Source organism: Stenotrophomonas sp. YJH_SMC_122, assembly GCF_059369535.1.
Window position 1 is genome coordinate 682,680 of record NZ_JCAFST010000001.1, and the last position, 15,822, is coordinate 698,501.

Annotated in this window: 17 protein-coding genes and 1 tRNA gene; 13 read left to right on the forward strand and 5 right to left on the reverse strand. The window is 67.2% G+C overall.

Features of this window, described 5'->3' with window-relative positions; genetic code table 11:
• Positions 1-60 precede the first annotated feature (60 nt).
• Positions 61-621 carry a glycine cleavage system transcriptional repressor gene (locus tag AC5P66_RS03235; protein WP_005409051.1) on the reverse strand — a complete coding sequence of 187 codons (561 nt, stop codon included), beginning with the start codon at positions 619-621 and terminating at the stop codon, positions 61-63.
• Between the two features lie 164 nt (positions 622-785).
• On the opposite strand from AC5P66_RS03235, the gene dapA reads away from it, so the two are divergent.
• Together dapA and AC5P66_RS03245 are read left to right on the forward strand one after the other, a co-directional pair.
• Positions 786-1,679, forward strand: coding sequence for a 4-hydroxy-tetrahydrodipicolinate synthase (gene dapA / locus AC5P66_RS03240; RefSeq protein WP_049411309.1), 894 nt, complete (start codon positions 786-788; stop codon positions 1,677-1,679).
• Between the two features lie 32 nt (positions 1,680-1,711).
• Entirely contained in the window at positions 1,712-2,227 is a 516-nt protein-coding gene (locus AC5P66_RS03245; RefSeq protein WP_099495513.1) for a hypothetical protein, read from the forward strand.
• Between the two features lie 221 nt (positions 2,228-2,448).
• Here AC5P66_RS03245 and fdxA read toward each other — a convergent pair whose 3' ends face one another.
• The gene (gene fdxA / locus AC5P66_RS03250; RefSeq protein ID WP_049411316.1) at positions 2,449-2,772 is read right to left on the reverse strand and encodes a ferredoxin FdxA; all 324 of its coding nucleotides are present in this window, start codon (positions 2,770-2,772) and stop codon (positions 2,449-2,451) included.
• 194 nt (positions 2,773-2,966) lie between these two features.
• Here fdxA and AC5P66_RS03255 point away from each other — a divergent pair, with 194 nt between their 5' ends.
• The gene (locus AC5P66_RS03255) at positions 2,967-4,391 is read left to right on the forward strand and encodes a sugar porter family MFS transporter (protein WP_495216084.1); all 1,425 of its coding nucleotides are present in this window, start codon (positions 2,967-2,969) and stop codon (positions 4,389-4,391) included.
• Between the two features lie 257 nt (positions 4,392-4,648).
• On the opposite strand, the gene AC5P66_RS03260 is transcribed toward AC5P66_RS03255, so the two are convergent.
• Positions 4,649-4,723, reverse strand: a tRNA-Glu gene (locus AC5P66_RS03260).
• Between the two features lie 52 nt (positions 4,724-4,775).
• Between AC5P66_RS03260 and pcnB the strand changes: the two genes are divergently transcribed.
• The 7 genes from pcnB (at position 4,776) to pgi (ending at position 10,869) form a co-directional block, all read left to right on the forward strand.
• Complete coding sequence (gene pcnB, locus AC5P66_RS03265) at positions 4,776-6,149, forward strand: polynucleotide adenylyltransferase PcnB (protein ID WP_049411322.1); 1,374 nt, start codon at positions 4,776-4,778, stop codon at positions 6,147-6,149.
• A 4-nt stretch (positions 6,150-6,153) separates the two neighbouring features.
• The gene (folK, locus tag AC5P66_RS03270) at positions 6,154-6,639 is read left to right on the forward strand and encodes a 2-amino-4-hydroxy-6-hydroxymethyldihydropteridine diphosphokinase (RefSeq protein WP_049411324.1); all 486 of its coding nucleotides are present in this window, start codon (positions 6,154-6,156) and stop codon (positions 6,637-6,639) included.
• A gap of 34 nt (positions 6,640-6,673) precedes the next feature.
• On the forward strand, positions 6,674-7,489 hold the full coding sequence (gene panB, locus AC5P66_RS03275; RefSeq protein WP_049439732.1) for a 3-methyl-2-oxobutanoate hydroxymethyltransferase: 816 nt from the start codon (positions 6,674-6,676) through the stop codon (positions 7,487-7,489).
• The gene (panC, locus tag AC5P66_RS03280) at positions 7,486-8,325 is read left to right on the forward strand and encodes a pantoate--beta-alanine ligase (RefSeq protein ID WP_111096899.1); all 840 of its coding nucleotides are present in this window, start codon (positions 7,486-7,488) and stop codon (positions 8,323-8,325) included. Before panB ends, panC begins: the two co-directional genes overlap by 4 nt.
• Before the next feature lie 66 nt (positions 8,326-8,391).
• Positions 8,392-8,922, forward strand: coding sequence for a hypothetical protein (locus tag AC5P66_RS03285; RefSeq protein WP_049411329.1), 531 nt, complete (start codon positions 8,392-8,394; stop codon positions 8,920-8,922).
• 55 nt (positions 8,923-8,977) lie between these two features.
• The gene (panD, locus tag AC5P66_RS03290) at positions 8,978-9,358 is read left to right on the forward strand and encodes an aspartate 1-decarboxylase (protein WP_006432456.1); all 381 of its coding nucleotides are present in this window, start codon (positions 8,978-8,980) and stop codon (positions 9,356-9,358) included.
• Complete coding sequence (gene pgi / locus AC5P66_RS03295) at positions 9,355-10,869, forward strand: glucose-6-phosphate isomerase (RefSeq protein ID WP_099495509.1); 1,515 nt, start codon at positions 9,355-9,357, stop codon at positions 10,867-10,869. Before panD ends, pgi begins: the two co-directional genes overlap by 4 nt.
• Positions 10,870-10,992: 123 nt before the next feature.
• Here the strand turns inward: pgi and AC5P66_RS03300 are convergent, their stop codons facing one another.
• Entirely contained in the window at positions 10,993-11,556 is a 564-nt protein-coding gene (locus tag AC5P66_RS03300; RefSeq protein WP_005409063.1) for a response regulator transcription factor, read from the reverse strand.
• Positions 11,553-12,779 carry an ATP-binding protein gene (locus AC5P66_RS03305; RefSeq protein WP_049414674.1) on the reverse strand — a complete coding sequence of 409 codons (1,227 nt, stop codon included), beginning with the start codon at positions 12,777-12,779 and terminating at the stop codon, positions 11,553-11,555. The genes AC5P66_RS03300 and AC5P66_RS03305 overlap by 4 nt, the downstream gene beginning before the upstream one ends.
• A gap of 114 nt (positions 12,780-12,893) precedes the next feature.
• On the opposite strand from AC5P66_RS03305, the gene ispG reads away from it, so the two are divergent.
• The 3 genes from ispG (at position 12,894) to AC5P66_RS03320 (ending at position 15,738) form a co-directional block, all read left to right on the forward strand.
• Positions 12,894-14,159: a flavodoxin-dependent (E)-4-hydroxy-3-methylbut-2-enyl-diphosphate synthase gene (ispG, locus tag AC5P66_RS03310; protein ID WP_049414673.1), complete on the forward strand. Its 1,266-nt coding sequence runs from the start codon at positions 12,894-12,896 to the stop codon at positions 14,157-14,159.
• Entirely contained in the window at positions 14,140-14,919 is a 780-nt protein-coding gene (locus AC5P66_RS03315) for a phosphatase PAP2 family protein (RefSeq protein ID WP_005416123.1), read from the forward strand. The genes ispG and AC5P66_RS03315 overlap by 20 nt, the downstream gene beginning before the upstream one ends.
• A gap of 171 nt (positions 14,920-15,090) precedes the next feature.
• Positions 15,091-15,738 (forward strand): response regulator, encoded by a 648-nt coding sequence (locus AC5P66_RS03320; protein ID WP_005416124.1) that lies wholly within the window; start codon positions 15,091-15,093, stop codon positions 15,736-15,738.
• The last annotated feature ends 84 nt before the right edge of the window (positions 15,739-15,822 follow it).

The window sequence follows — 15,822 nt, forward strand, 5'->3', positions numbered from 1 at the left end:
TGGGTTCTTGCCATTACAGCTACATGAAACGCCACGCGCCCGTGAGAGACGCGCGAAGAATCAGAACTTCATCGGATCCATGATCGCGTCAAGGTTCAGGTGGTCGCAGAACTCGAGGAAATCGTCGCGCAGCGCGGCGATATGCATGTTGGCCGGCACGCCGATGGTGACCTGTGCGCTGAACATTTCCGCGCCGGTCTGCATGGCGCGGTAACGGGTGCTCTGCAGGTTCTCGATGGTGATGCCCTGGCGATCGAAGAAATCGGCCAGCTGGAACAGGATGCCCGGCTTGTCCGCGGCGATCACTTCGACGATGTACGGCAGCAGGTTGGACTGCGCCTGCTTGGCGGCGGTGCGGTACCAGACCAGCTTCAGGCCCTCCTCGCGCTCCAGCCGGGTCAGCATCGCCTCGAGCTTGGCCACCGAGTCCCAGGAGCCGGTGGCCAGGGCGGTAACCGAGACATCGCGGCCGACCGTGGCCAGGCGTGCATCCACCAGATTGCAGCCGCTGTCGGCGATGCGGCGGGTGACGGACAGCAGGGGGGACTCCGGATGCGTCGTATAGGCGTTGATCAGGAGGTGGTTTTCGCTCGGCGCGGGGCGCGGGGTGGTGTCGGTCAAGGCGATTCCGGGTAATGCATGCGTTAGTCTGAATGCCCGCCAGAGGCGGGGATCCACCGGTGTCCAGCATACTTGCCCGTGCTTTCGCGCCGCAAGTAACATTCAAGTCGCCCCCGGCCTTTCGTGGCGGGCGTTTTCCCTTCCCAGCCAAGAGCAGCACGTCCTTGTCCCTTTCCGGCCTCATCACCGCGCTGGCGACCCCGTTCCGGGCCGACGGCGCCCTCGATCCCGACGGTTGGCAGCGCCTGCTGCACCTGCAACTGGAAGGTGGCGTCCATGGCGTTGTCGTAGCCGGCTCTACCGGCGAAGCGGCAACCCTCACCGACGCCGAGTACGACCTGCTGCTGGCCAGCGCGGTCGAGCGCATCGGCGGTCGCATTCCGGTCATGGCCGGTACCGGCCTTTCGGGCACTGCCAAGACCATCGAACAGACCCGTCGTGCCGCCGCCCTCGGCGCCAGCCACGCGCTGGTGGTCACGCCGCCGTACGTGCGGCCTACCCAGGCAGGCCTGATCGCGCACTACCGTGCGGTGGCCGACCAGGGCGGGCTGCCGGTCGTGCTGTACAACGTGCCCGGCCGTACCGGTTGCGACATGCAGCCTGAGACCGTGGCCGAGCTGGCCAGCCACCCCAACATCGTCGGCATCAAGGAGGCGGTGGGCGACACCGGCCGGGTGCAGGCGCTGCTCGCTCTGCGCAGCCCACAGTTCTGCGTGCTCAGCGGTGACGACGGTACGGCCGCGCGTTCGATCCAGGCCGGTATCGACGGCCTGATCTCAGTGGGTTCCAACGTGCTTCCCGGCGCCTACCGCCGGATGTGCGAGCTGGCCGCCGCACACGACCACGAAGCCACCGCGTCGTGGGATGCGCGCCTGCATCCCTTCCATGATTTCTGCGGCGTCGAACCGAACCCGATCCCGGTCAAGGCGCTGCTGCGCCGCATCGGCATCGGTCACGACCTGCGCCTGCCACTGCTGCCGTTGTCGGCAGCGCATCATCCGGCTGCCGACCATCTTGCCGGCGACATCGCCGCCCTCGAAGCCCTTTCCAGCCACTGACCTTCCGTCTTGGTCTGACCCAGGAGATTCACATGCGTCAATCCGTTTCCACCGTCCGCGTGCTGTCCTATGCCCTGCTTGCTGTGGCGGTCGCTGCCGGCACCACCGGCTGCTTCAAGCGCGGCGCCAAGGGCGACTACGCCCTGGCCCCGGAAATGCGTCCGCTGGAAGTGCCGCCGGACCTGAACCTGCCCAATGCCACCGCCGACAACAAGGTGCCGGCGCTGGCCTCGGCCACCAAGCCGGCGGCGCCGGTCGCTGCAGCTCCGGCAGCGGGCAGCACCGGTTTCACCATTGCTGGTGGCAAGGATGAAGCCTTCGCCAAGGTCGGTACCGCACTGGAAGGCGTGGAGGGCGTGACCATCGCCAGCCGCGCGCAGCTGCTGGGTTCGTACGACGTGGCCTATGAAGGCAGCAACTTCCTGGTCCGCGTGGTCGCCGTCGATGCCGGCGCCTACATCTCCGCGGTTGACCCGCGTGGCCTGCCGGCCACCGCCGAAGCGCCGGTGAAGCTGATCGCCGCGCTGAAGGCGAAGCTGGCCCAGTAAGTGCCGGTCGGGTGGCTGCGGGCCTTGGTCCGCACCCGCTCTGGTAGCGGCCAGCCTTGGTCGGCGCTTTTGTGCCAACCAGGGTTGGCACCTACCGGATAGCGCGGTTGATGGATTCCAGATCGCGCGGTTGGCAGATGCCGGTTCCTGCGGTTGGCACCTGCCGAAGAACAGAAAAGGGCGCCCATGGGCGCCCTTTTCGTTACCGCCGTGGGCGCTTTTCAGCGCTCCAGCAGCTTCAGCTTGTCCGGCTTGCCATCCCATTCGCCGGCGTCGGCGGGCGGGTCCTTGCGCACGGTCAGCACCGGCCACGCCTTCGCCAGCTCGGCGTTGAGGGCAACGAAGCCTTCCTGTCCGGCAGGAACATCGTCCTCCGGGAAGATCGCATTGACCGGGCACTCCGGCTCGCAGAGGGTGCAGTCGATGCACTCATCCGGGTCGATCACCAGGAAGTTCGGGCCTTCGTGGAAGCAATCCACGGGGCACACTTCCACGCAATCGGTGTGTTTGCACTTGATGCAGTTTTCGGTGACGACAAAGGGCATGGGCTTGGGGGTGGATCGATTCCTGAACCCGCCAATTCTAGAACAGGTTGGCCCCCGGTGTCGGCGCGGGGCGGAAAACGGGCGTCTGGCAGGCGCGACCGTGGGAGTCATTGGCGGCACGGTGGGGCCTGTGCGACGCTGCGGGGCACTCGGTCGCCCACCGTGGCCGGACTCCCTTCCCAGCAGGATCGTCCATGTCCCAAACCCAGCCCAGCACCGCGCCCCATGGCGGTGAGAACACTGCATTCATCGTCCTGATCAGCTGCGTGGCCACCCTTGGTGGATTCCTGTTCGGTTTCGACAGTGGTGTCATCAATGGCACGGTCGATGGCCTCCGCCAGGCCTTCAACTCCAGTGAGGCGGCGCTCGGTTTCGAAGTCGCCTCGATGCTGCTGGGCTGCGCGATCGGCGCCTTCCTGGCCGGGTGGCTGGGTGATCGCCTGGGGCGCCGCGGTGTCCTGATCGTGTCCGCGCTGATGTTCCTTGTCTCGGCGCTCGGTGCCGGCGCGGCCCACGCGTCCTGGCTGTTCATCGCCGCCCGCGTGCTGGGCGGTTTCGCGGTGGGCGCGGCAAGCGTGATGTCACCGGCCTACATCGCCGAAGTCGCCTCGGCGCGTTACCGCGGCCGGCTGGCCACGGTGCAGCAGATGGCGATCATCTGCGGCTTGTTTGCGGCCTTCCTCAGCAATTACCTGCTGGCGCGTGCCGCCGGCGCCTCGACCGAGCCCCTGTGGCTGGGCCATGAGGCCTGGCGCTGGATGTTCTGGATGCAGGTGCTGCCATCGGGGCTGTTCCTGCTGTTGCTGCTGGTGATCCCGGAAAGTCCGCGTTTCCTGGCGTTGAAGGGGCGGCAGGGGCAGGCGAGGGCGGTGTTGACGCGGCTGTACGGCGAGGCTGCGGCCACCGCAAAGCAGGCCGAGATCGAGGCCAGCCTGACCGAGGATCTGCACAAGCCGCGCTTCGGCGACCTGCGCAACAAGGCCACCGGCAAGCTGCGGCCGATCCTCTGGGTGGGTATCGGCCTGGCCATGTTCCAGCAGCTGGTCGGCATCAATGTGGTGTTCTACTACGGCGCGGTGCTGTGGCAGGCGGTGGGCTTCTCGGAAAGCGACGCGCTGCTGATCAATGTGTTGTCCGGCGCACTGAGCATCGGTGCCTGCCTGCTGACGGTGCTGCTGATCGACCGCATCGGGCGCAGGCCGCTGCTGTGGGTCGGCTCGGTCGGCATGTCGGTGGCGCTGGTGCTGATGGTGGTGGCGTTCACCAGCGGCAGCCTGGTCGATGGGCGCCTGCAGCTGTCCGATGGCATGGGGCGGCTGGCGCTGGTGGCAGCCAACGTCTACGTGGTGTTCTTCAACATGTCCTGGGGCCCGGTGATGTGGGTGATGCTGGGCGAGATGTTCCCCAACCAGATCCGTGGCCCGGCGCTGGCGGTGGCGGGTGCGGCGCAATGGACCTCGAACTTCGCGATCACCGTGACGTTCCCGATGCTGCTGGCCGGCATCGGCCTGGCCGGCGCCTATGGCATGTACGCCGTCGCGGCGATCCTCTCGATCGTCTTCGTGGTCCGCTACGTGCGCGAGACCAAGGGCAAGGAGCTGGAGCAGATGGAAGGCTGACGGCCGGCCTGTGTTTCAGCGCCTCCCTGTTCTGCGGGGAGACGGCAGGTCCGCCGATCCAGGACACGCCGTAAACCCATCCATGGCGCCACCGAGCACCATGGATGGGCTTTTGCGTGTCCAGAAAAGGGTGGCCCGCCCCCTCCCGCGCAGGAACAGGGAGGCGCACAAGCGGCCAATCCGACCGCAATCACTGCAACCCCGGAAAACAGAAAAGCCCGCACGAGGCGGGCTTTTTCGGTTCCTGCTGCGGCGACTGGCGCTCCCTAGGGGACTCGAACCCCTGTTTTAGCCTTGAGAGGGCCACGTCCTAACCACTAGACGAAGGGAGCGTAACTGTGTCGCTGCCGAGGCAGGAGCGGTAGTATATGCACCTCGATGCCATTGGGCAATCCCGAAACTTCAACCGGAAGCGCCAACATCATTTCCCCTGCTACATCACCGTTCAGCCTGCGCGTCATCCCGCGCGACCAGCACACGATCTCCCGCAAGGACATCAGCCCGAACGCCCTGCGCGTGCTTTATCGCCTGCGCGATGCCGGCTTCGGCGCCTACCTTGTCGGCGGCGCGGTGCGCGATCTGCTGGTCAATGGCCAACCCAAGGATTTCGACGTGGCCACCGATGCCACGCCCGAACAGGTCAAGCAGCTGTTCCGCAACTGCCGCCTGATCGGTCGTCGGTTCCGCCTCGCCCACGTTGTGTTCGGCCGCGAAATCATCGAAGTCGCCACCTTCCGCGCCAACAGCGATGACGGCAGCGGCGACCGCGAAATGGAAAACGGCATGCTCGTGCGCGACAACGTGTACGGCACCATCGAAGACGACGCCGTCCGCCGTGACTTCACCTGCAACGCCCTGTATTACGCCATCGAGGACTTCTCGGTGCGCGACTACACCGGCGGCTTCGAAGACGTCCAGGCGCGCCTGATGAAGCTGATCGGCGATCCCGAGCAGCGTTATCGGGAAGACCCGGTGCGCATGCTGCGTGCGGTGCGCCTGGCGGCCAAGCTCGGCTTCCAGATCGAAGAGGGCACCGCCGCACCGATCCCGCATCTGGCCGGCCTGCTCAACGAAGCCGCGCCCGCGCGGCTGTTCGAGGAAGTGCTCAAGCTGTTCCTGTCCGGGCACGGCGTGGCCAGCTTCGAAGGCCTTGAGCGTTACGGCCTGCTGGACGTGCTGTTCCCGGAGAGCGCCAAGGCGCTGAAGTCCAACCGCACCGGTGCGCTGCGCCGCATGCTGGTCGAGGGCCTGGCCAACACCGATGCCCGCGTGGCCAACGACGAACCGGTTTCGCCGGCGTTCCTGTTCGCGCTGCTGCTGTGGCCCGCCTTCTGCCGCGCACAGGCAACCCTGCTCAAGCAGGGGGTGGCACCGGAAGAGGCGCAGCGCCGCGCCGCCGACCGGGTCACCGTGCAGCAGCTGAGCACCATCGCACTGCCGCGCCGCTTCTCGCTGCCGATGCAGGAGATCTGGCTGCTGCAGTCGCGCTTCAGCTCGCGCCAGCGCAAGCGCGTGTTCCGTACCCTGACCCACCCGCGCTTCCGTGCCGCATTCGATTTCCTCAGCCTGCGCCAGGTCGCTTCGTCCGAGCATGCAGTGGATGTCGAGTTCTGGCGCGAAGCACAGGCGCAGTCCGGTCGCGAGCTGGAGTCGTCGCTGGATGCGATGCACAGTGAAGACGGCGATGACGAGAGCGGGGCACCGCGCAAGCGCCGCCGTCGCCGTCGACGTCCCGGTGCTGCTGCGGCGGGCGAGTAAGGCGATGACCCTCGCCTGGATCGGCCTCGGCGCCAACCTTGGCGACGCGGCCGCGACCGTGGGCGCGGCGATTGCCGCGCTGGACGGCCTGCCGGGAACGCGCCTGCGACAGGCCTCGCGGCTCTATGCAACGCCGGCCTGGGGCAATGAAGACCAGCCGCCGTTCGTCAATGCCGTGGCTGCGGTCGAAACCACCTTGCCGGCCGATGAGTTGTTGCAGGCGATGCTGGCGCTGGAGCGGGGCTTTGGCCGCGTGCGCGATCCGGCAGTGCACTGGGGGCCGCGCGCGCTGGACCTGGACCTGCTGCTGTATGGCGCGCAGGTACTCGATCAGCCCGGTCTGCAGGTACCCCATCCCTACCTGCACGAGCGCGCCTTCGTGTTGGTGCCGCTGGCCGAAATCGCGCCTGATCTGGCCATTCCCGGTCATGGCAGCGTGCGGGATGCAGTGGTGCGGGTGGATGCCTGCGGGATTGCGCCGATAGGGTGATAATGACCGGGTTATCTCCCCCGGTTATCAGCACATGAGCACCCACGCAGACAGCAAGCCCTGGACCGTTCCCGCCCTGGCCGAGGCCAAGCGCAATGGCCAGAAGCTGGTCATGTTGACCGCCTACGACGCTGGCTTTGCCCGCACCTTCGATGCCAATGGCGTCGACCTGATCCTGATCGGCGATTCGCTGGGCATGGTCGTGCAGGGCCATGATTCGACCTTGCCGGTGACCGTGGCCGACATGGTCTACCACACCCGCGCCGTGGCCCGCGTGCTGCAGCGTGCGCTGCTGGTGGCCGACCTGCCGTTCGGCGCCGATGCCACCCCGGAACGCGCGCTGGATGCCTCGCTGCAGCTGCTGCAGGCCGGTGCCGAGATGGTCAAGATCGAAGGTGCCGGCTTCAAGGTCGACATCATCCGCTACCTGGTCGAGCGCGAGATTCCGGTCTGCGCGCACCTGGGCCTGACCCCGCAATCGGTGCTGCGCCTGGGCGGCTTCAAGATCCAGGGCCGCGGCGATGCTGCGCGCCAGCTGGTGGAGGATGCCAAGGCCGTGGCCGCCGCAGGCGCCAGCATCATGGTGCTCGAATGCGTGCCGACCCCCGTCGCCGCCGAAGTGACCGCTGCGGTGGATGTGCCGACCATCGGTATCGGTGCTGGCCCGCAGTGCGATGGCCAGGTGCTGGTGCTGCACGATTTCCTCGGCCTGGACAGTGGCCATCGCCGTCCCAAGTTCGTCAAGGATTTCCTTGCCGAAGGCGGCTCGGTGGCCGGTGCCACCCGCGCGTTTGCCGACGCCGTGCGCGACGGCAGCTTCCCCGACGAACAGCACGCCTACGCCCAATGATCCAGACCTTCAACGAGCTCGGCGCGCTGCGCGGGCAGATCGCCCAGTGGAAGCGCGAGGGCCTGCGCGTGGCGCTGGTGCCGACCATGGGCAACCTGCATGGGGGCCACCATTCGCTGGTGGCCCTGGCCCGCCAGTACGCCGACAGGGTGGTGGCGAGCATCTTCGTCAACCCGACCCAGTTCGGGCCGAACGAGGACTTCAGCCGCTACCCGCGCACGCCCGAGGCCGACGTGGCCGGGCTGGAGCAGGCAGGCTGCGATGCGGTGTGGCTGCCCAGCGTCGAGGCGATGTACCCGCTGGGCGTGGACAAGACCACGCGCATGCACGCGCCGGGCGTGAGTGAAGTGCTGGAAGGTGCCAGCCGTCCGGGGCACTTCGATGGCGTCTGCACGGTGGTGGCGCGCCTGTTCCTGCAGGTGCAGCCGGACGTGGCCGTGTTCGGTCGCAAGGACTACCAGCAGCTGGCCGTGATCAAGCAGATGGTGGCCGAGCTGTCGTTCCCGGTCCAGATCGTCGGCGCCGAGATCGTGCGCGACGAGGACGGCCTGGCCAAGAGCTCGCGCAACCAGTACCTGAGCGCCGAACAGCGTCCGGTCGCGACCACCATCCACCGGACCCTGCTGGGCATGCGCGAAGGCTACGTGGCCGGGCAGGCACGTGATCGCATCGAAGCCGAGGCCACTGCTGCATTGCAGGCGGCCGGTTTCCAGGTCGACTACGCGGTGCTGCGCACTCCGGAGCTGGCCGAGCCGACGTTCGACGGCGGCGGCCGGGTGGCGCTGATCGCCGCACGGCTCGGTACCACCCGGCTGATCGACAACCTGGAGTTCTGAGCCGCATGTGGCTCCGGGGCGCCCGCAACGGGCGCCTCCAACCTTCCCATGGACGGGAGACCGGAAATGAACGGCGCCACCACTGATTCCCGCGGTATTGCCCAGGCCTCGATCCTGGCAGTACTGGCCGCAGGCATGCTGCCCGCGCAGCTGTTCGGCGGCCTGCTGTTCGCAGTGGACCTGGGGCGTACGCCGGTGCCGGCCCTGACCGGTGGCGGCCTGATGTTCGTACTGGCGGTCTGCAATGCCATTGCCGTGCTGCTGCCGATGGCACTGATCCTGCAGTCTCAGCAACGTCTGCGCCGGATCGGTTTCGTGCTGGTCGGCTTCGGGCTTGGCGCCCTGGCCATGGCCACCTGCGCGTGGCCGGGCGAGGACAGCGGCCCGTTGCTGCGGCGCCTGCGCTACGTCGATACGTTCGATGTGATCAGCCATGCCCTGCAGGTGCTGGCCGCCGGCGGCTTCGGCGTGGTCGCCGGATTGGCCTTCCATGCGGTGTTCCGGCTGTCACTGGAAGGCCATCCCTGCGCGGTCCCCGGCGGGGCAGGCGGGCGAGGGCGCCTGAACGGCCTTCAGCGTCCTGCCGCAGCCCCCTGACGATGGCCGGGCGGGTGCTAGAATCCGCTCTTTCCTTTGCCGTTGCAGCGCCCCCATGCACCTGTCCCTGCTCAAGACCAAGATCCACCGCGCCACCGTCACCCATTCCGAGCTGAACTACGAAGGCTCGATTGCCATCGATGACAACCTGCTGGCTGCCACTGGCATCCGCGAGTTCGAACAGGTGCATATCTGGGACGTGACCAACGGTGCGCGCTTCTCGACCTATGCCATCCGCGCCGAAGCCGGCAGCGGCGTTGTCTCGCTCAACGGTGGCGCCGCGCGCCACGTGCAGGTCGGTGACATCATCATCATCGCCGCGTTCGCCAGCATGACCGAGCAGGAAGCTGACAGCTTCAAGCCGAAGCTGGTGTACGTTGATGGCAACAACCAGATCACCCACACCAACGACACGATCCCGACCCAGGCCGCATGACAACGAACAACGGATTCGACTCGCTGCATTCCCACGCCCAGCGCCTGAAGGGCGCAAGCATTCCCGGCCTGCTCGCCGCCGAACCCGGCCGCGTGCAGGACCTGGCGCTGCGGGTCGGTCCGTTGTACGTCAACTTCGCCCGTCAGAAGTACGATGCCGCGGCGCTGCAGGCGTTGCTGGCGCTGGCTGCCGACCGTGATGTCGGCGGCGCCATCACCCGCCTGTTCCGCGGCGAGCAGGTCAATCTGACCGAAGGCCGCGCCGCGCTGCATACCGCGCTGCGTGGCGACGTGGTCGATGCGCCGGTGGCGGCCGAGGCCTATGCCACCGCGCGCGGCATCCGCCAGCGCATGGGCGTGCTGGTGCGCGCGCTGGAAGACAGTGGCGTGACCGATGTGGTCAGTGTCGGCATCGGGGGTTCCGACCTCGGCCCGCGCCTGGTCGCCGATGCGCTGCGCCCGGTCATTGGTGCGCGCCTGCGCGTGCATTTCGTGTCGAACGTGGACGGCGCCGCCATGCAGCGCACGCTGGCCGCGCTGGATCCGGCGAAGACCGCCGGCATCCTGATCTCCAAGACCTTCGGTACCCAGGAAACCCTGCTCAACGGCCAGATCCTGCACGACTGGCTGGGCGGCAGCGAGCGCCTGTATGCGGTCAGCGCCAATCCGGAGCGCGCCGCCAAGGCCTTCGCGATCGCCGCCGATCGCGTGCTGCCGATGTGGGACTGGGTCGGTGGCCGCTATTCGCTGTGGTCGGCGGTTGGTTTCCCGATCGCGCTGGCAATCGGCTTCGAGCGTTTTGAACAGTTGCTGGAAGGCGCGGCGCAGATGGATGCGCATGCGCTGGATGCACCGCTGGAGCGCAACCTGCCGGTGCTGCACGGCCTCACCGACATCTGGAACCGCAACCTGCTCGGCCATGCCACGCACGCGGTGATGACCTACGACCAGCGCCTGGCGCTGCTGCCGGCTTACCTGCAGCAGCTGGTGATGGAAAGCCTGGGCAAGCGCGTGCAGCGCGACGGCCAGCCGGTCACCGTCGACACCGTGCCGGTGTGGTGGGGTGGGGCAGGCACCGACGTGCAGCACAGCTTCTTCCAGGCGCTGCACCAGGGCACCAGCGTCGTTCCGGCCGACTTCATCGGCTGCGTGCATAACGATGATCCGTACACGATCAATCACCAGGCCCTGCTGGCCAACCTGCTGGCGCAGACCGAAGCGCTGGCCAATGGCCAGGGCAGCGAAGATCCGCACCGCGACTACCCGGGAGGCCGGCCGAGTACGCTGATCCTGCTCGACGCGCTGACCCCGCAGGCGCTGGGTGCACTGATCGCCATGTACGAGCACGCCGTGTACGTGCAGTCGGTGATCTGGAACATCAACGCCTTCGACCAGTTCGGTGTCGAGCTCGGCAAGCAGCTGGCCAGTGGCCTGCTGCCGGCGCTGCAGGGCGAGGATGTGGCGGTTGCCGATCCGATGACCCGCGAGATCCTGGCGCAGTTGAAGGGCTGATGCGCTGGTAGTGCCGGCCGCTGGCCGGCATCCAGGTGATGCTTCAATCGTTCATGAGGTTGCCGGCCAGCGGCCGGCACTACCGCAGCGGATGGTTGCCGGCCAGCGGCCGGCACTACCGCGTCAGCGGCTCGGGTCGCGTTCCGGGCTCGGCCGCTTGGCCAGCTTGCGCTGCAGCGAGCGCCGGTGCATGCCGAGCAGGCGTGCGGCCGCGGACACGTTGCCGCCGGTCTCGTGCATCGCCTGCTGGATATGTTCCCACTGCAGGCGGCTGATCGGCGTCATCGCGTCCGGCACTTCCATTTCGCCGTCGTCGGCCGGGCCGTCGTCCTCCTCACCGAGGGCGCGCAGGATCATCGGCACCGTGGCCGGCTTCGGCAGGTAATCATCCGCGCCCAGCTTGATCGCCTCCACTGCGGTGGCGATGCTGGCATAGCCGGTCACCAGCAGGATGCGCATGTCCGCGCGCAGTGCGCGCAGCGGCTGGATCAGCGCCAGGCCGGAATCGCTGCCCAGCTTCAGGTCGATCAGCGCGAACGCCGGCGGATGCTGGCGGGCCAGTGCCAAGGCACTGGCGGCATCCTGTGCGGTCTGTGTTTCCAGGCCCTTGCGGGCCAGGCTGCGCTGCAGGGTGCGCAGGTACAGCTCGTCGTCGTCGACAAGTAGACCAAGGGTTGAGGCGCTCATGGGGTTTCCTCGCGTGGGGCCAGCGGCAGGCGGAAGCCGACGCGGCTGCCGGCCCCCTGGGCCGGGCGCATCCACATCTCGCCGTCGAGGCGTTCGATGGTGGCATGGGACAGGGCCAGGCCGACGCCCATGCCCTCGCTCTTGCTGCTGCCGAACAGCTTGCCCGGCAGCACGGCGGCACGGGCGTCGAAACCATGGCCGTAGTCGCGTACTTCGCCGATCAGGTCGTCGCCCTCGATGCGCAGGTCCAGGTCCACGCGCGGCCGGCCGGCCTTCTCGCCGGCATCGGCGGCATTGTTGAGCAGGACCATCAGCAGATGGCCTACGCCCGGGTCGAGTGGCAGCCGCAGCGGCGCATCGTCGTTGCGATGCAGGTCGATGGTCGGTCGCACCAGGCGCCATTGCTCCAGAACCTGCTGGGCGCTGGAGTGGCTGCGACCCGGTGCATCGGCCGAAGCCGGGGCGGCCAGTGCCAGCACGCGCTCGCGGCACTGCACCAGCAGCTCGCGCAGGGTTTCCATGTCCTCGCGCACTTCCGGCTCTTCGCTGCGCTCGGCGACGTCATCGGCGAGCAGGGTCATGGTCGCCAGTGGTGTGTTCAGTTCATGTGCCACCGAGGCGGCATGGGTGGCCAGGGCGACGATGCCCTCGTTGCGGGCGAAGCGTTCACGCAGCGCCGACAGTTCCAGTTCGCGCTCCCGCAGGGCCAGCGCCAGGCGGGTGGAGAAGGCCAGCACCACGGTGGCGGAAATCAGGAAGTTGGCGACCACGCCCCAGCGATTGAGGTCCTGTGCGCGGAAGTAGCCGTCCGGCAGCGCCTGCCCGAAGATGCCGCTGGCGGCGTAGCCGAGCAGGCAGGCCAGCGCGACCGCCAGTGCCCAGCGCAGGGGCAGGGCGAACGCGGCCAGCGCGATCAGGATCAGGAACAGTGAACTGAACGGGTTGGCCATGCCGCCGCTCCAGCCCACCATCCAGGTCAGGATGATCACGTCCACCAGGATGTGGCCGAATGCGGTCAGCGGCGCAGTGTCGGCCGCCTCCGGGCGCAGCTGGGTATAGACGTTGAACAGGGCCAGCACCGCCACGCCGGCCCACAGCGGCAGCTGCGGCAACGGCAGGCCCAGCACCCAGGTCGCGACCAGGATGGTGGCGGCCTGGCCGCCTACGGCAAGCCAGCGCAGGCTGCACAGGGTACGGAGAAACGGGGCGTCGGGACCGGTCATTCACGCTCATCGTATGCGTTCATGCGTGTACATGCCTGCGACAATCGGCCGCAGCCGTGACGCAGGCTGAATGCGAGTCACCCCGAATGCGGGAGTGGGCGGTAGAATGCGCCCATGCACGACGCCGTCACCCGCCCGACTCCCCCCTCAGATGCCACCGCCTGGCCCCGTCGCCAGACCCATGCCGTCCAGATCGGCGGGGTCACCGTAGGCGGAGGCAAGCCGGTGGTGGTGCAGTCGATGACCAACACCGATACGTCCGACGTGGCCTCCAGCGTGAAGCAGGTGGCCGAGTTGTGGCGTGCGGGTTCGGAGATGGTGCGGTTGACCGTCAACACCGTGGAAGCCGCTGCGGCCATTCCGCGCATCGTCGACAAGCTGGCGATGATGGGTATCGATGTACCGCTGATCGGTGACTTCCACTACAACGGCCACCAGCTGCTCACCGCCGAGCCGGCGTGTGCGGAAGCGTTGGCCAAGTACCGCATCAACCCGGGCAATGTCGGCTTCGGCAAGAAGAAGGACCTGCAGTTCGCCCAGTTGATCGAGTTCGCGATCCGCTACAACAAGCCGGTGCGCATCGGTGCCAACTGGGGCTCGCTGGACCAGGCACTGGCGGCCAGGCTGATGGACGAGAACAGCCTGCGCGAGCAGCCCTGGGACGCCGGCCGCGTGCTGCGCGAGGCGCTGATCCGTTCGGCGCTGGATTCGGCCGAGCAGGCGGTGGAACTCGGCCTGCCGCGCGATCGCATCGTGCTGTCGGCCAAGGTCAGTGGCGTGCAGGAACTGATCGCGGTGTACCGCGACCTGGCCCAGCGCTCGGACTTCGCCCTGCACCTGGGCCTGACCGAAGCCGGTATCGGTAGCAAGGGCATCGTCGCCTCGTCGGCAGCGCTGAGCGTGCTGCTGCAGGAAGGCATCGGTGACACCATCCGCATCTCGCTGACCCCGGAACCGGGCCAGTCGCGCACGCAGGAAGTGATCGTCGCCCAGGAACTGCTGCAGACCACCGGCCAGCGCGCCTTCACGCCGCTGGTCACGGCCTGCCCGGGCTGCGGCCGCACCACCTCCGAGTTCTTCCAGGAACTGGCCAAAGTGGTGCAGAACCACGTGCGCGAGAAGATGCCGCTGTGGAAAATCCACCACCCGGGTGCGGAGAACATGACCCTGGCGGTGATGGGCTGCATCGTCAACGGGCCGGGTGAGTCGCGCCATGCCAACATCGGCATCTCCCTGCCGGGTACGGGCGAGACGCCGGCAGCACCGGTATTCGTCGATGGCGAGAAGAAGGTGACCCTGCGTGGCGACAACATCGCCCAGGAGTTCGTCGCCCTGATCGACGATTACGTCGAACACAAATATGTCCGAAGCGCCGGATAAGCCTGCGATCCTCGCCGCTCCGGAGTCGGCCTCCGGTTTCCGCCACTGGATGGCGCGCAACGCCTGGCGCCTGGTCCTGCTGTTCGGTGGCGTCCTGCTGCCGTTGGCGGGCTTCGTCGCCCTGGCTGACGAAGTGCACGAATTTGAATCGTTCCATTTCGATGCGCCGCTGCTGTGGCAGATGCATGGCCTGCATTCGCCATGGCTGGACCGCTTCTTCGTGCTCATCTCGAAACTGGGCTACGAGTGGTTCCTGATCCCTGCTGACGTGCTGATCATCGGTGCGCTGCTGGGCTACCGGCGCTGGCGCGAGGCGACCTTCGTCGCGGTCAGTTTCGTGGGATCGGCGTTGCTGAACATGGGCAGCAAGCACTTCTTCCAGCGCCAGCGCCCCAGCCTGTGGGAGTCGATTGCGCCGGAATCGACGTTCAGCTTCCCCAGCGGGCACGCCATGGGCTCGATGACCCTTGCCGCGACCCTGGTGCTGCTGGCCTGGAATACCCGCTGGCGCTGGCCGGTACTGCTGCTGGCGCCCCCGTTCAGCCTGCTGGTGAGCGTCTCACGGGTCTATCTGGGCGTGCATTATCCCTCGGACATCCTGGCCGGATGGTGTGCCGCGCTGGTTTGGGTGGTAGGGTGCTATCTGGTCATGTTCAGTCGCCGGCATCCTTGGCGACGTCGGGATTCGCCGCCAGCGACGGCCAGCGAAGCATCATCACAGGGGGGTGACGTGGATGACCCTTCCGGGGCGTCTACGTAATAGATCAGTTGTTTCGTTGCAGCAGGTTCTGCAAGACAGGGGGCAAGCACAACGCGCGTTACTGTGATGCGCAAGGCAGAACGCCTGGACCGCGTCCCGAACGCGCTTGCAGGGATATCGGCGCCCTGCCTAGCTTGACCTGCAAATGGCCGCATTCGAAGAGGTACGTGAATGACGATTCGAGTCTACCTGGTGGATGACCATGCGCTGGTCCGCACCGGGATGAAGATGATCCTGTCGGGGGAGACCGACATCGAGGTGGTGGGCGAAGCCGAGACGGGTGAAGACGCACTGCGCGACGTCCGCCAGCTGCTGCCGGACGTGGTGCTGTGCGACCTGCACCTGCCCGGTGTGAGTGGCATGGAAGTGACCGAGCGCATCGTCCGCAGCCACCGCAACACCCGCGTGGTGATCGTGTCGGTGCTGGAAGACGGGCCGCTGCCGAAGCGCTTGCTGGAGGCGGGGGCCGCGGGCTACATCGGCAAGGGCTGCGATGCACAGGAGCTGCTGCGCGCGGTGCGCGATGTGGCCATGGGCCGTCGCTACCTGGGCACCAGCATCGCGCAGAACCTGGCCTTGTCGACGGTGGAGGGCAATGGTTCGCCGTTCGACAGCCTGTCGCCGCGAGAACTGGAAGTGGCATTGCTGCTGACCCAGGGCCTGCGCCAGGAAGACATCGCGCGGCGCCTGAGCCTGAGTGCGAAGACGGTGAACACGCACAAGGCGCGGTTGTTCGAGAAGATGGGGATCCACGACAACATCGCGCTGGCGCGCATGGCCAGCCAGTACGGGCTGGTGGATCCGGCGCGGCCGTTGTAAGGGTTTTGGCCAACGGTTGAGCCTTCCGCAGGGCCATCGACAGGTTCCGTGCGCCGTCACTGCCGACAGAGGAAATGTAGAGCC